This window comes from Pseudarthrobacter sp. MDT3-1, from assembly GCF_054510755.1.
In genome coordinates this window covers 88,908-102,572 of the sequence record NZ_JBTNDX010000006.1, presented here as the reverse complement: position 1 = coordinate 102,572, position 13,665 = coordinate 88,908, and the positions used below count along the sequence as shown (strand labels likewise).

Below are 13,665 nucleotides of genomic sequence, written 5' to 3'. Positions count from 1 at the left end.
TTTGCCTAGCCCGCTGGGAGTATGAATCGAAATTCATGTTGCAGATGGCGTCTGCAACATTGGAGCTGGGGTCAATCGCAATTGTGCAGCCGCCCGCTGCACAAATATGGCACTGTCCTGTCCGACCCTGTTCCCGCTCGATGATTGTGCAGAGGTTGTGCGTCGTCGCGGGAATGTTGCAACCCGTTGCAACATTCCTCGACGACCTTGCCCCGGTCAATCTTGCAAGTGCCGCTTGCAAGATTCGAACGGTTTCCGGCCAATTTGAGCACGGCCTTGCATCATTGCAGAGTGGCCCGGTGCCAATTGGGCAAGCGGCGCTTGCCCAATTGCAACGCCCATCCTTGGCAATAGTGCAACGCGTTGCACGTTCATACCCCGGCTTCCTCCAACACTGTTTCCGCGTCCTTGACCCGGAGCTTGCCGGACATGAGCTGGGGGAGAAGGGCGTCGCGGGTGGCGGCGAGCTTTGCGTTCTCAATCACGGACCCTGCGACTGCGTCGAGCAGCGGGCCAATTCGGCCCTCTGTTGCAGAAAGAGCGTCGTCATCGAATTTAGGAAATGGGAGATGGTCAAAGGTTTTCATGGTGATGGTGTCGAACACTGAACCGTGGGCGATCTCCTTGGCACGCTGAGTTGCGCGCAGCACAGCGAAGTAGAGGACTCCGGGTGGAACTTGACCTGGGACAAACCCGTAACAGGACTGGTTAAACGAGGAAGGTGTTGCCAGCCTGGCAACAGCGCCAACGGTTCCCCGAGCTGTCAGAATGACGCTCCCGGACGGTAGCGGTTTCGTCTTAGTAGTCGACACTGCCATCTGTGTGATCTTTTCATCTGTGTCTGTGATGACTCCGAATTCCGCTCCGGTGATGTCCTTAGCCGAGGCCCAGAGTTGATTTCCGCCCCAAAATTCTGCTCGTGACCGTTGTGGCGTCCCGCCCAGAACGGGGCTGAGAACCTCACTCATTGGCTGGATGTCGAGATTAGTCGCTGCTAGATCGAAAACAAGACCCGCTAACTCACCCGCTGTCGCAGCGAGTTTGGTGTTTGCGGCGATCTTGTCGTCGAGGGCACCCAACACCTCCGCAATCGCTCCCTGCTCCGCTAAGGAAGGCAGTGAGAACGTCATTGACTTTGCCGATCCAACGTTGAAATGCTGCTGCACAGCACCCACGAGTTGCGAGTTGATGAAGTGTGAGCCGGCGCTGTTCATGTAGTAACTGAGCCAGCGGGCGTTGAGGGAACTGCCGGGTCGAGTGATGACTAGGTCCGAGCAATTGGCATCATTGAGGAATTCGGGAACCACGGATGTCGTGCCTGGCTTGCCCGTTCTAACAGTAATGACGTCGCCTGGCCGGAGCCGAGATTTCGACAAAGTTGCATGAAACTCCGGGGAGATGTACTTGACGTCATTCAAAGCAACCGTGTGCTGAATGACATTCTGCGACCGCAAAAATGGAACGCCGGACTCCTGGTAGTGCATCGCCATGGGCCCAACATGGCCGACAGTGACCTCATCCGCTACGTCACCAAGCCTGACGATTGGCCATTCGCTCACGAAACCCTCCGCAGCTGCTCACGAACAACAGCGGCCAAACGCTCCGACTCTTCGAACTGCTCGAACAACTCCTTCGACAACCGTGCGATCTTCTCCTCGATCGGCTCGCCGTCGTCCTCAATATCAGCAGCGCCGACGTACCGTCCGGGTGTCAGCGCGTAGTCTGCTGCCTTGATTTCCGCGAGCGTGGCCGAACGGCAGAAGCCGGCCTCGTCGTCGTACTCCAGCCCGGCTGAAACAGCGGAAGCCGAGCCGCGCCAGGCGTGGAAGGTGTTGGCGATCTTGGCGATGTCCTCGTCGGACAGGGCGCGTTCGGCGCGGTCCACCATGTAGCCCAGGTTCCGGGCGTCGATGAACAGCACCTGGCCGGTGCGGTCCACGGAGTCGCGCGGACCGGCGGTCTTGTCCTTCGCGAAAAACCAGGTGCAGACCGGAATACCGGTGCTGCGGAAGAGCTGCGTGGGCAGGGCCACCATGCAGGAAACGAGGTCAGCCTCCACCAGCTGCGCTCGGATCTCGCCCTCGCCGCCGGAGTTGGAGGACATGGAACCGTTGGCCATGACCACGCCCGCGGAACCACCCGGGGCCAGCTTGGAGATGATGTGCTGGATCCACGCGTAGTTGGCGTTGCCGGCAGGGGGCACACCGTACTTCCATCGGGGGTCGGACTCGGAGCGGGCCCAGTCCTTGATGTTGAAGGGCGGGTTGGCCATGATGTAGTCGGCCTGCATGTCCGGGTGCTGGTCCCGTGCGAAGGTGTCGCCCCAGCGGGAGGCCAGGTTGGCGTTCAGGCCGTGGATGGCGAGGTTCATCTTGGCCATCCGCCAGGTGCGTTCGTTGAGCTCCTGGCCGTAGACCGAAATCGCGGTGCGGTCCTCGTTGTGGGCGTCCAGGAACTTTTCGGTCTGCACGAACATGCCGCCTGAACCGCAGGCGGGGTCGTAAACCCGGCCGCTGTGCGGTTCCAAGACTTCCACCAGCACACGGACCACGCCGGCCGGCGTGTAGAACTCGCCGCCGCGCTTGCCTTCGGCCTTGGCGAACTTCTCCAGGAAGTACTCGTACACTTCACCCAGGAGGTCACGCGCGCGGCCGGCTCCCATGCCCGTGAACCGGGCGGAGTTGAACAGGTCCAGGAGCTCGCCGAGGCGGCGCTGGTCCACGTTGTCCCGGTTGTAGATGCGGGGGAGCGTGGCGGCCAGGCTCTTGTTGTCGGCCATGATGAGGTCCATGGCGTCATCGATGAGCAGTCCGATGGACTTGGGCTCGGCGCCGTCGATTGCGTCCAGGCCCTTGGCGTTCTCTGCCAGGTAGGTCCACCGTGCCCGGGCCGGAACCCAGAACACGCCGTGGCCCGTGTACTCGTCCACGTCGTCGATGAGCAGTGCTATCTGCTCTTCGGCCAGGCCGTCAGCCTCCAGCTCGGCCTGGATAATCCCGCGCCGCTCTTCGAACGCGTCCGACACGTACTTCAGGAAGACCAGCCCCAGGATCACGTCCTTGTACTGCGAGGCATCCATCGAACCGCGGAGCTTGTCCGCCGCCTTCCAGAGGGTGTCCTTGAGTTCCTTCATGGTGGACGGGGCGAGGTCCACCTTCAGCTTCGGGGGCATTATGCAGTTCCTTCTTTTGGTGCGGCGTTGGAAATGGGGTCTGTCAGGGTAAGGCTTCCGCCCGCTACGCCGTCCGTAATCAGGGTAGCGAGTTCTTCCAGATGTTTGAGACGTTGCCGGGCTTGGGCCTGCTCGTGTTGCAGGGTCTCTAACGCGTTGGCGAGCGGCTGTCGGTGGGCTTCCGGTGCGCGGCGCAGCCGCCAGTTCCGCCATGACTTGTCCGCGGCGGGGCGGTTGCTGATGTCAGCGGCAACCACGACCGGCACCAGACCGCCGGGATCGCCGCGGTCGATTCTCAGGATCCGGGCGGGGAAGACCACGACGGCGCCGCCCTCCGCATCGACCAGCGCGGCGGGCCGCGGGCTGGTGCAGAAAACAATGTCGCCTGGTTCGGTGAGGCGCCCGGCCGGGTATCTGGCCGCGAACTCGAGGAGCGTGATGAACCGTGGCTTGGCGTTGTTCAGATCCGTGAGTTCCTCACGGCCCAGGATCCGGATTCCCGCCTGCCGGTTGAGGTCAGTCGCCTCCACCCTGATGCCTTTGACGTACTTGAGGGTTCCTGCCGACAGGAGTTCCTGAACTGAAGCGGGCCGGAGTCCAGTGCCCGGTACGGCCGGCTGTACTCCGGGCAGTGCAGATGTTGACGCCCCAGTCGACAACAGACGCACGAGTTCCTCGACCCGAAGCGCAGACTCGGCGCTGCCAGCCGCCGTCGAACTTCTGGTAGGCAAACCGTTCACGAGGGAACCCTTGCCGGCGAGGAGGACGCGGGTTTGGACCTGCCGGGTGAACCTGAACGAGTGCGCGCGGATAGTGGCGCGGTCGCCCATGGATGCGACGACGTCGCTGATCAGGTCCTGGCTGACATCCAGGGTGAGCGGCGTGGTGCTCAGGTCTGCCACGCTCGTCCAGCGTTCCGCAATCGGCACATCAGCGAAGGACGGCCCCAGCACCCAAAGGGCCTGCGGCTCCCGGGGCTTGGCACGGAGAAGTCCCGGTTGGAGCCGGACGATGGCACGAACTCGGCCCGAGCGCAACAGGTCTGAGCGCAGGTTGCCGGCCTCTCCAGCGAGAGCGTCGCACAATACCCGGGCAGGCGCGATGACAACCGCGCGCTGGTTGTCGTCCATTTGCAGGACGATGTTCTCGATGCTGTTCAGGATGCCAGTGGTGTCCAAAGCTGGATTGCCTGGGGCGGGATATTGAGCGACGTGCACCGCCGGGCCATTGACAGCAAACGCACCCTTGGCGTCGATCTTCACGGGGCTGCTGTCCGTGCCATGCACTGCCAGACGACGGCGGGCCAGTCGCGACGCGCTGCCATGGTGGTCGGCTGCCAGGAGAGTGATGGGCCGCGACTCTCCGAATTGCTCGACGATGCTCAGCATCACGTCGCTCCCGCCGGGCGTCGAGTCGACGAATAGCAGCCTGCTGTCCAGGGTGGATGCCAGTTCCATGGCAGTTGCGCCCACGAGCTTCAGTGCCTCTTCCGTCAGCGCGGTGTCTGATTGCTCTCGCAGCCCCTCCTTGAACCGGTGGGCGAGCAGTTTTTCAAAGGCCGCCGGCGCGCTGAACGCACTGTCCGCCAACCGGTCGGCGAAGCCGGCCAATCCTGAGAGCGCCGAGCCGAGCGCCTCGAGTTCGGAGTATAAGAACACATCGTCAGGGTCCGCTTCATCTGCGGCATCCAACAGTTCGGCTGCAGAACTTTGTGCCAGAGCCTGTCCCGTGATGACCTTCAGGGCGAGGAGCGCGGTCAGGCCTTCGAAGGTCTGCCGACTGTCACGCGGCAGTTCGCCAAGCGGTGCGGCCAGTCTCGCGAAAACTGCGACATCGTTCCGAGCCTCCGGGTTGTTGCCCCGGCCAGTGGCCTGGAGCCAGGCAGTGACATCGTCGGCGTCGAAGTGCTCCACGCCGTTCACGCGGGCAGCTGCCGCCGGGAACGGCAGCGGGCCTCCGCTGCTGCGCTTGCGCCACATGGAAACGACGGGACGCTGAACCTGGGCGAGCGAGGCGACATCGGAGAGCGTCATGCGCAATGTTTCCGTGAATGTCTCCATGGCTGCCCCCTTCAGTCGTGATCGTCCCATCAGCTTAGTGGCGGCTACAGACATTCAAGGTCTGGTTCTGATAACCCGGGTTATCAGTGAGATCGCGCCTAGGGCAGCTGGTCCGCCCGTAGGTTCATACTGCAGCCACGAAGCAATCTTCCGGAGCTGCGACGGCGGCGGGGAACCGCGTATTGGGGGATCAGTATCCCGCCGCCGTTTAGCGGTCATCCACAAACAGAGGAAGAGAACATGTTGAACACTGACGCCGGCCAGGCGCAAATGCCTGACGACCAGACTGCTCCTGAGGCAGCCGAGGAGCAACCCGCTCCGGCCGCGAAGCCCAGCCGGAAGAAGGGCACCCTGCTGGCGACGGCCGCCGTCGTACTTCTCGCCGGGGGAGTGGCTTTCGGAACCGTACTTACCGACCCGAAGTCCAGCGATGCCTACACGGCGCTGGCGGACGAGAAGGGAACGGTCGAGATCGAGCGCGACGCCGCACTGTCCAGCTATGCGTCCGTGAAGGGTAAGTACGACAGCCTCCAGGGCGGGATCGCAGCCCGTGAATCCAAGGTTTCCGCACGGGAAACCGAAGTGGGCAAGGCCGACGCTGCAGTCAAGACTGCCGAAGCCGCCGTCAAGGCCAGGGAAGAGGCGGTAACCGGGGCCGAGAAGGCCAAGGCTGCCAACACCGTCAGCGACGGCACCTGGACCGTGGGGTCCGACATCGAACCCGGAACCTACCGGGCATCCGCCGACGTCGGCTCCTCCTGCTACTGGGGCATCTACGCCACCGGCAGCAACGGCAGCAACATCATCGACAACGACCTCCCGGGCGGCGGCCGACCCTCCGTTGCGCTGTCCGCCGGCCAAGATTTCAAATCCAGCCGCTGCGGCAAATGGGAAAAGCAATAGCACCCGCAGCATCACCAAACGCACTCTCGAAAGGCACCACCATGTCTGACCAGAACTTTGATTCAGTCCCGTCCATGCCGGTTGCTACGGCCACAGCCAAGCGCCCGTTCTACAAGAAGAAGCGCTTTGTGATTCCGGCTGGCGTCCTGCTGCTCGGAATCGTCATGGGCTCCTGCTCCAGCGGCAGCAAGCCTGTTGCGGATTCCAGCCCCATCGCCTCTGCTGCTGCCTCCGCGGCTCCCTCCGAGGCTGCGGCGCAGCCGGCGGCAGCACCGCCGTCGGCCGCCCCGGCACCGGCGGCTCCCACAGGACCGGCGGTGGGGACACCCTTCCCCGTGAAAATGCGCAACGGCGACGTCGCCAGGATTACGATCGTCTCCGCTGTGCGGACTGACGCGGTGACCACCACGGCCTTTGCGTCGCCGCCGAAGAACGGAACCTACCTGCTCCTGGACGTGCTGTGGGAGACCGAAGCGGGGAAGACCAGCTCGAATCCCTTCTACTTCTCAGCCAAGGACGAAAGCGGCCGGAAGGCTGACCTCAGCATGTTTGCCGATAATCAGCTGGGTTCCGGTGACGTCCTGCCGGGTGATAAGTCCCGCGGCTTCATCGCGTTCGACATGGCACCCGGGGCGGCAACCGTGATGATCTCCGACCCGCTGATGCAGGAAGCGGCGCGGATCCAGATCCCGGGGTAACCGGAACTTCAGCGGGACGCGGAGGGAGTCCTGTCGGCTACAGCCGGCAGGGCTCCTTCAGCCGTGAATCACGGGCTGCTTTCCTTCATCGCCGCTTCGAATGCCGGCAAGCTGCGTTCGATCATGTCCTCGTTGGCTGTCAGGGAGATCCGGAAGAAGCCAGGCGTCTCGAACAGCACGCCGGGCAACACGAAGACATCCCGGCGGGCAAGTGAGGTGGTGAACGCCGCGTCGTCCGAAATGGGGGACGTGACATACAGGTAGAAGGTGCCCTCCGGCCGCCGGACGCGGTACCCCATGCCGCCGAGCACATCGACGAGACGGTCCCGGCGCCGCTGCAACTGGCCGACGTCGATGGTGAACTTCTCCAGTTCGGGAAGCGCGTGCTGCAGCAGGGCGTTCGGATACACCCAGCCCATCGCCACCTGCAGGCCGGTGATAGCCGGCTCCATCTCATCCCGCTGCGGCATGGTGGGCGGCAACGCCAGGTAGCCGACGCGCTCGCCTGGGGAGAGATGGGTCTTGCCGTAGGAGTAGGCCAGGAGCGTGTGCGGGTAGAACTCCACAGGGCTGTGGAATCGCAAGCCGTCGAAAACGATCCGGTTGTAGGCTTCGTCCGAGATGAGGTAAATCCGCCGTCCAATCCTCGCCGAGGCCGCCTCCAGCAATTCGGCCAGCCGGACCAGCAAGTCGGGGGGATAAATCCGCCCCGTGGGATTGTTGGGCGAGTTGACGATCACTACCCGGGTGCGTTCCGTGATGGCGGCCTCGATCGCGTCGAGGTCCAGGTCGAACGTGGTTGTGTTGATTTTCACCTTTATCGGTACGAGCCCGGCTTCAAGGATCAGCGGCTCGTATAGGAACCAGGGCGGCAGGCTGTAAATGATCTCGTCGCCGGGATCGGCGACGGTCTTCAGCGCAAGGGCAATGGCGGCGAAGCCACCGGTGGTGAGGTAAATATCCTCCGTCCGGAAGGGCACATTCAGAAGCCTGTGAAGGGATTGAGCGGCTGCTTCCCGGCCGGCCTCGCCGTTGGTCTGGTAGGCGAACCACTGATCATTCTGAGGAGCCAGCGCGTCCCGCAGGGTATTCACGTAGCGGTCGGCCGGCATCTGGTGCGGATTGCCGAAGGTGAAGTCGCAGCCCGGCACCTGCCCGTGCCCGCGGGCACTGTACTCCCGGATGTAGGCGTTAACCCGCTGAAAGGAGGGGATCGACGCCAGCCGTGCAGCGCGATCAGATACCGCTGAGGTTGTCTGGGATATGGCTGTCGGATCGTTCATGTCGGCGCTCCTGTGTAGGGCAGCCCGGTGGGGCGGCAGTCGGATGGGCGGCGCGCTGCCGAGCCAGCGGAGGCTGTTGTTAGAGCCATTGTTGACTCGACGACGCGTTGGAGTAAAGGGGCATTGCGTCAATTGTGCAAGCGGCACTTGCCCAATTTGGCACTTCCCCTATTCATAGCGTTGCAAGGCCTGCTCGGCATGGTCATGGGCGCATGCTTCTGCGGCAGCAAGCCGTGGCGGATTCCAGCCTCATCACTTATGCCGCCGCGTCCGCGGCGCACCGGCGACAGCTCCAGCACCTGCCGCTCTGGCAAGACCGACAGTGGGGACACCTTTCACCATGAAAATGCGCAACGGCGACGTTGCCAGAATCACGATCGTCTCCGCTGTGCGGACGGACACGGTGACCGCGACTGCGTTTGCGTCGCCGCCGAAGAACGGAACCTACCTGCTTCTGGACGTGCTGTGGGAGACCGAGGCGGGGAAAACCAGCTCGAATCCCTTCTACTCCTCAGCCAAGGATGAAAGCGGCCGCAAAGCTGACCTCAGCATGTTTGCCGATAACCAGCTGGGCTCCGTGAAGTCCTGCCGGGTGAGAAGTCCCGTGGGTTTATCGCGTTCGACATAGCACCCGGGGCGGCGACCGTGATGATCTCCGACCCGCTGATGCAGGAAGCGGCGCGGATCCAGATCCCGGGGTAACGGCGGCTGGTAAGGCGTGCAGTGTATGCCTAACAGAATGCCCTGCACCCGCTTGGTGCAGGGCATCCTGGCACACCGTTTCGTTGAGGGCGCTGACGTCAACCGCACTTCAAGAAGTCGCCAAGAAAGACATCTCCGAAGCCGAACACCCCTTTGCAGCGTGGACCGGCAGTAACCTAAACAAAGGTCTTGAAGGTCGTCGCCCGTGCCCGGGTGAGTCTTAAACTTCGTCGCGGGTAGCGCTCCCGCCTGGACCCTCGAACGCTCGCTGAGGATTAGGCCGTGGCCGTTCCATCGAGAACAAGAGCCATCCCGATCAGAGCAGCACGGCGACTATGCCGGCGCCGCCAAGCCAGGTCAGCGGGTTGTGCCTCGGCGGCAATTGTGAAAGTGGCTCTTTCACATTTCGTTGGCGTCCGTCCGACAAGCGGGGCCTGCCGGCTTGGGAAACTCCACAGCGAGTTGCCGGCCCGGGTTACTTCTGTGCTGTTACGTTCGACGCCGGCCGCTCCGTACAAACTGGCAGGCCGTCGTCGGAGCCGGTACCGACGTCGCAGCGACGTACCTGCCGCAGACGCAGGCGCCATTTCCGTCTGATGCGCGCACAATGGTAGGGACAGGCAGGGCCTGGCCGGCCCTGGTTTCCGGAGTCGAGGACGGTCACCGTGAGAGCGATTCAGACCAAGGCCGCAGTGCTGCTGATGGCGGCGCTCCTCGTGGGCGGGTGCGGCTCCGGCGGCGGAAGTCCCGCAGCGTCCTCCGAGCCGGGGACAGCGACGACGGGAGCGGTCACCCCCGGAGCGCCAGTTATCACCATCAAGGACTTCGAGTATGGCGCGCCGCTGACCGTTGCGCCGGGCGCAATTGTCATGGTCACCAACATGGACTCAGCGGGCCATACCGTCACCGCGGACCAGGGCCAGGCATTTGACGTGGATGTCCGCGGAAGCGGCGGGACGGCCACGTTCACGGCGCCCTCGGCACCCGGGTCCTACCCGTACTTCTGCACCTATCACCCCAATATGCGCGGGACGCTGATAGTCAAATGAACATGGCACTGAGGGTACTGACAGCACTGGCTTTGTTCATCGATGCCGGGGTCCATATTTATCTGGCCCCCGGCTACCAGGCGGCCGCGCCTGGCGGAATCGGACAAGGCAACTTGTTCTATCTCGAATCGGCGGCGGCGGTGCTGACGGCGCTGTGGGTTCTGTTCCGCGGCAGCCGAGCCTCCTTTGCCCTGGCACTGGTGGTGGCCCTGAGCGCATTCGTCGCCGTGGTGTTATACCGGTATGTGGATTTTCCGGCCTTCGGACCCTTCCCCGCGATGTATGAGCCGGTGTGGTTTCTTGAGAAGTCGCTCAGCGCCGTGGCCGAAGGAGTGGGAGCACTCCTGGCCGCAGTAGGTCTGGTCCGTACCGCCCCGAAGCGACGGGCCGAGGGCAACTAGTGGGCGATCAGGGCATCTGCGCGGGTGGCAGGTTCTTGGCAGCGGGTCCCTGGATGACGGTTCCGTCGGTGGAGAATCGGGAGCCGTGGCAGGGGCAGTCCCAAGTGGTCTCGGCGGTGTTGAAGCCGACGGTGCAGCCCAGATGGGTACAGGTGGCGGAGACGGCGTGGACTTGCCCGTCTGCGTCTTTGTAGACGGCGGTGCTCTCGCCGTTGACTTTGATGACTGTCCCCTCTCCCGGCGAGAGGTCCGAGTGGCTGGGCCGGCGGCGGAGTTTGCTGGCCAGGACAGCTGCCACGGTCTTGAAGTTCTCCTCCGCGAACCGTTTCGCGCTGGCTGCCGGGGTGAACCGGTTGCTGTTGAACACCGAGGCCCAAGGGTTTTCCCGGCCGCTGAGGGTGTCGGCAAGAATGAGGGCGGCTGCGGTTCCGTTGGACAGGCCCCATTTCCGCAGACCGGTGATCACGTACACGTGCTTGGCGGCGGGGGACATGAGTCCGGCGTAGGGCAGCCCGTCGAGCGGGATGCCGTCCTGTGTTGACCAGCGGTAGGCGATCTTTTCCACGCCGAGGCGGTCGTGGGCGAAGGCTGCGAGTCTGCGGTACCGCGCGGCTGTGTCGCCGGGCTCGGATACGCGGTGGCCCTCACCGCCGGTAAGCACGTAGCTTGTGCCGTTGACGCTGGTGGTCAGAATGGATCGCATCGGTTCGTCGGCGCTGATGAACGTGGCGTCCAGCGGTGGCGTGTCCACGCGTCCTGCGACGAGGTAGGAGCGGTGCGGATGAGACCGCAGGTAGAACAGGCCCTGGCCGCCCCACGGCACATTCGTGGCGACGATGATGCCGCGGGCCCGGACGGTGCCGTGTTCGGTATCGACGACGGCCGGGGAACCATCGTGGACCTGCTGCGCCCGGGTCTGCTCATAGACGAAGCTGCCCTCACCGTTGACCGCGCGGGCGAGACCCCGGAGGTATTTCACGGCATGGATTTGCGCCTGTCCGTCGAATCGGACCGCGCCCTTGACCGGGAAGGGAAGTGGCACGTCGGTGGTGAAGGCGGCGGGCAGGCCGAGGCGGGCGGCAAGGTTGGCTTCGGCGCGCACGAGGCTGAGCGCGTCGTCGGATTCGGCGTAGGTGTAGTTGGCTACGCGGCGGAAGTCACAGTCGATGGCTTCCTCGGCCACGAGTTGCGCGACGTGTTCGACTGCGGCCTGGTTGGCCTCCCCGTAGATACGCGCGGTGTCGTTGCTGTGTCGGCGGGCAAGTTCCGTGTAGGCAAGGCGGTGAAGGGAGGTGACCTTGCCGGTGGTGTGGCCGGTGACGCCGGTTCCGATGCGGGCGGTCTCGATGACCGCGACGGTCCGGCCGGTGCGTTTGAGTGCCAACGCGGCGGTCAGCCCGGCGATGCCGGCCCCGATAACCGCGACGTCCACCTCCAGATCCCCGCTCAAGACCGGATAATCGGTGGCTCCGGCGGTAGCGACCCAGAGTGAGCGGGGTTCACCTTCCGGCCGTCCACTGTTCGATGCGTCATTCACTGCGTCACCTCAGGATCACCCGGTACTGCTCGGCTGTGTTAAGGCTGCGTCAGCAGCAGCCGACGCCGAGGGACTGACGGCGACCGTCCCGAGGACTTTCTACTCCAGGGGACGGCCGCCGTCGTCGGTTTCCCACGAACCGTGGCGCTATGAGGTGCTTCCTTTCGTCTTCTCCATTGCATCCCTGCCCAGCCAGAGGCCCAGGCCGATCATGCCGAGGCCCAGAACCAGGTGCAGCCAGTTGTCAGCAGTGTTGAAAGGGACGAAGTTGGCAGCCGCGTTCATGTCGATGACCAGGCCGTAGATCCACAGGACCAGGTACACGATGCCGCCGCCGAGCAGGAACCAGCGGGCCATCGGGCTTGTCCGGGCCATAACGATCCCAGCCACACCGAACAGCAAATGCACGATGTTGTGCAGCACTGATACTTGGAAGACGCCAAGAAGCATGGCCCCGGACTCATGTCCCGCGAAGGTCATGGCGCCGTAATTGGTGGTGATTCCCGGGATGAACCCGAGGACTCCAACCAGCAGGAAAACTGCACCGATACCGATGGCGGTGTTGTGAAGTGTCAACCCCATCATGTGGTGTTGGGCAGGGTGCGACGCGGTAGTCATTTTGTCTCCCTTTCACGCTGGTTGCCGGCTCTTCAGATGGAGAGCCGGCCTTGCGGCAAGGAGTCGCAAAAATCCTGCCGACGCCCACATCGTACTCCGGAAAACCGCGTGTGGGCAGGGTTCGCGTTAACAGTGCTTTGGGGGCCTCACCCAGGCGTGGACCGCCGCAGCCATCTTTCCCAGACGGCGCCGTCGCTGACATGCTGGTAGCGTGACTTCGATCTTGACCGAACCACCCCGTACCGCGCTCACATGGAAACTGGTGCCAGCGGTCCTGCTCTCGGTGTCCGGAGTGCTGCTATTCGGCGTCGAGAATGACCTCATGGGCTACGGCGTGCTTGCGTTGAGCCTCGTCACGGCCGCAGTCATCGACCGCGAATTCCTACGGCACCTCGCGCTGATTGCGGCGGGAATGGTGATCATCAGCCTGGTTCCGCTGAACGCTGATTTGAGCATCCCGCACATTGCTTTGATGGGTGGAGCCCTTGCGTTGGCCGTGCTGGTGCCGTGGCTGGTGTCCCGTTTCGCCTACCGCGAGAGGATCATCAAGTTTCCGGTGAACACGGGCCGCAAATGGCCGTTGAGCGCAAAGCTGTACCTGATCGTTGTTGTGGCCCTCGGCTACCTCATCCTTCCGGTCTACCTGATCCGCACCGGGGTGTATCAGAACTGGCCGGACGCCTCCGACCCCACCATCTTCTGGCGCCTCTTTCTCGGCGTCAACGCGGTTGGAATTTGGGACGAACTGTTCTTCATCTGCACCACGTTCACGCTGCTGCGGCGGCACTTCCCGGACTGGCTCGCCAACATCCTGCAGGCCGTGGTCTTCTCGTCCTTTCTGTGGGAGATCGGCTACATGGCCTGGGGACCGCTCCTTACGTTCCCGTTCGCGCTGCTGCAGGGATACACCTTCAAGCTGACCAAGTCGTTCACTTATGTTGTGACGGTGCACTTAGTCTTCGACTTTGTGCTGTTCCTCGCACTCGTGCACGCGCACAACCGCGACTGGCTGCCGATCTTCTTGTATTGAGGCCTGCTTGCGTGGATCAGGGCCACTTGTGAAAGCGGCACTTTCACCAGTTATCCGACGGCGGTCCCGCCGGAGCGGTTGTACCAGGAGCGGTCGTAGCTTGGCCTATCCCAATGGACGTACTGGCTGGCGCAGCACAGTCCTTAGCTTCCCCGGAGCCACTCGCTTGGGGTCGTCCAGGCAGCCTGGCCCGCAGGTCTGCATCTTTCACA

General features: G+C 63.3%; 12 protein-coding genes. 6 read left to right on the top strand and 6 right to left on the bottom strand.

Annotated elements, in window-relative coordinates; all coding sequences use genetic code 11:
• Positions 1-371 precede the first annotated feature (371 nt).
• The 3 genes from ACX80X_RS06535 to ACX80X_RS06525 are packed head-to-tail and all read right to left on the bottom strand — an operon-like array spanning position 372 to position 5,232.
• Positions 372-1,559, bottom strand: a complete 1,188-nt coding sequence (locus ACX80X_RS06535) for a restriction endonuclease subunit S (RefSeq protein WP_459311550.1) — start codon at positions 1,557-1,559, stop codon at positions 372-374.
• Positions 1,556-3,172, bottom strand: coding sequence for a class I SAM-dependent DNA methyltransferase (locus ACX80X_RS06530; protein ID WP_459311548.1), 1,617 nt, complete (start codon positions 3,170-3,172; stop codon positions 1,556-1,558). Before ACX80X_RS06530 ends, ACX80X_RS06535 begins: the two co-directional genes overlap by 4 nt.
• The gene (locus ACX80X_RS06525; protein ID WP_459311546.1) at positions 3,172-5,232 is read right to left on the bottom strand and encodes a hypothetical protein; all 2,061 of its coding nucleotides are present in this window, start codon (positions 5,230-5,232) and stop codon (positions 3,172-3,174) included. Before ACX80X_RS06525 ends, ACX80X_RS06530 begins: the two co-directional genes overlap by 1 nt.
• A gap of 240 nt (positions 5,233-5,472) precedes the next feature.
• On the opposite strand from ACX80X_RS06525, the gene ACX80X_RS06520 reads away from it, so the two are divergent.
• A complete protein-coding gene (locus ACX80X_RS06520; protein WP_459311544.1) occupies positions 5,473-6,135 on the top strand; it encodes a hypothetical protein in 663 nt (220 codons plus the stop codon).
• Positions 6,136-6,176: 41 nt separating this feature from the next.
• The gene (locus ACX80X_RS06515) at positions 6,177-6,833 is read left to right on the top strand and encodes a DUF4352 domain-containing protein (protein ID WP_459311542.1); all 657 of its coding nucleotides are present in this window, start codon (positions 6,177-6,179) and stop codon (positions 6,831-6,833) included.
• Positions 6,834-6,901: 68 nt separating this feature from the next.
• Here ACX80X_RS06515 and ACX80X_RS06510 read toward each other — a convergent pair whose 3' ends face one another.
• Positions 6,902-8,116 carry an aminotransferase class I/II-fold pyridoxal phosphate-dependent enzyme gene (locus tag ACX80X_RS06510; RefSeq protein WP_459311540.1) on the bottom strand — a complete coding sequence of 405 codons (1,215 nt, stop codon included), beginning with the start codon at positions 8,114-8,116 and terminating at the stop codon, positions 6,902-6,904.
• Positions 8,117-8,456: 340 nt separating this feature from the next.
• On the opposite strand from ACX80X_RS06510, the gene ACX80X_RS06505 reads away from it, so the two are divergent.
• From ACX80X_RS06505 to ACX80X_RS06495, 3 genes are all read left to right on the top strand, one after another.
• Positions 8,457-8,744, top strand: coding sequence for a hypothetical protein (locus ACX80X_RS06505; RefSeq protein ID WP_252599491.1), 288 nt, complete (start codon positions 8,457-8,459; stop codon positions 8,742-8,744).
• A 739-nt stretch (positions 8,745-9,483) separates the two neighbouring features.
• Complete coding sequence (locus ACX80X_RS06500; protein WP_252599487.1) at positions 9,484-9,867, top strand: cupredoxin domain-containing protein; 384 nt, start codon at positions 9,484-9,486, stop codon at positions 9,865-9,867.
• A 2-nt stretch (positions 9,868-9,869) separates the two neighbouring features.
• The gene (locus tag ACX80X_RS06495; RefSeq protein ID WP_252599486.1) at positions 9,870-10,268 is read left to right on the top strand and encodes a hypothetical protein; all 399 of its coding nucleotides are present in this window, start codon (positions 9,870-9,872) and stop codon (positions 10,266-10,268) included.
• 7 nt (positions 10,269-10,275) lie between these two features.
• Here ACX80X_RS06495 and ACX80X_RS06490 read toward each other — a convergent pair whose 3' ends face one another.
• On the bottom strand, positions 10,276-11,718 hold the full coding sequence (locus ACX80X_RS06490) for an FAD-dependent oxidoreductase (protein WP_252599485.1): 1,443 nt from the start codon (positions 11,716-11,718) through the stop codon (positions 10,276-10,278).
• Between the two features lie 234 nt (positions 11,719-11,952).
• Entirely contained in the window at positions 11,953-12,423 is a 471-nt protein-coding gene (locus ACX80X_RS06485) for a DUF4383 domain-containing protein (protein WP_252599484.1), read from the bottom strand.
• A 211-nt stretch (positions 12,424-12,634) separates the two neighbouring features.
• Here ACX80X_RS06485 and ACX80X_RS06480 point away from each other — a divergent pair, with 211 nt between their 5' ends.
• Positions 12,635-13,453, top strand: coding sequence for a CPBP family intramembrane glutamic endopeptidase (locus ACX80X_RS06480; RefSeq protein ID WP_252599483.1), 819 nt, complete (start codon positions 12,635-12,637; stop codon positions 13,451-13,453).
• Positions 13,454-13,665: the final 212 nt, after the last annotated feature.